1 protein-coding gene is annotated in these 1,045 nt (G+C 40.7%); it reads right to left on the minus strand.

The features are described from left to right. Positions 1 to 53: 53 nt before the first annotated feature. On the minus strand, positions 54 to 1,045 hold a 992-nt coding region (gene tnpC / locus CD30_RS19095), incomplete at its 5' end, for an IS66 family transposase (protein WP_036180823.1).

Here is a 1,045-nt window from a genome sequence, read left to right on the forward strand (position 1 = left end):
TGTAAGCGTCAAATAATGCCCACCTAGTTATTAGGTGGGCATTGATGTATTCTCTATTTAACTTTAGAAGGAATCTTGCATTCCTCCGGAATGGTATCTGACCACGGAAGGAACTGGTCAAGTGCTTTTTGGTCATTTAGATCAATTTGAGGTAAGTGTTCAAACAGATAAGTTAAATAATTTAATGGATTTAACTGATTCTCTTTGGCCGTTTCTACAATGCTATAGATGATCGCACTGGCCGTTGCTCCCTTCATTGATTGGGCAAACATCCATGCTTTTCTTCCCATAACAAACGGTTTAATGGAACGTTCTGATCGGTTATTATCAAGTTCAAGTCGACCGTCTTTCATAAAAGTAATAAGTTTTGACCATTGATTTAAACTATAGTTAATTGCGTCACCTAACTTGGTTTTAGGTGGGACCTGGGGTCGTTTGGATTTTAGCCATGCTAAATAAGCATCCAACACGGGTTGGCTGCGTTTTTGGCGTTGTTCTTTCCGTTGTTCCGGGCTACAGTTTTCAAATTCTTGATCAATATCTTTTTCAATTTTAAATAATTGATTACAGAATTGAAGACCTTCAGCCGCAAGAGTAGTTGATTTGTCCACATTCGAAGGTAACGATTTAAGCGTTTCATCAAACTTTCTTCTTGCGTGAGCCAGGCATCCTACTAACTCCACATTCTTTAGCTCATGGTATCCCGCATAGCCATCGACATGAAGATATCCGGAAAATCCCTTTAGAAATGCTTTCGGGTGCTTACTGTGACGTGAAGTTTGATAGTCATATAAGACAATTGGTGTAGCATCACGGCCAGATCGATATAACCACATATAGGATTTGGACTCTGCCGATTTTCCGGGCTCCGACAGAACTTGAACCGTCGTTTCATCCGCATGCAAAATATCAAGCTGAAGCAAAAGCTCATGCAAACGGTTATACAGAGGCGAGAGCCATTTTGTTGCGCCGTAAATTACCCAGTTGGCGATGGTCTGACGAGAAAGGAATATCCCAAGTCGTTCGAATTGCTTTTCAATTCGAT

Origin of the sequence: Ureibacillus massiliensis 4400831 = CIP 108448 = CCUG 49529, from assembly GCF_000772965.1 — a bacterium.
Taxonomy (GTDB): Bacteria; Bacillota; Bacilli; order Bacillales_A; family Planococcaceae; genus Ureibacillus; species Ureibacillus massiliensis.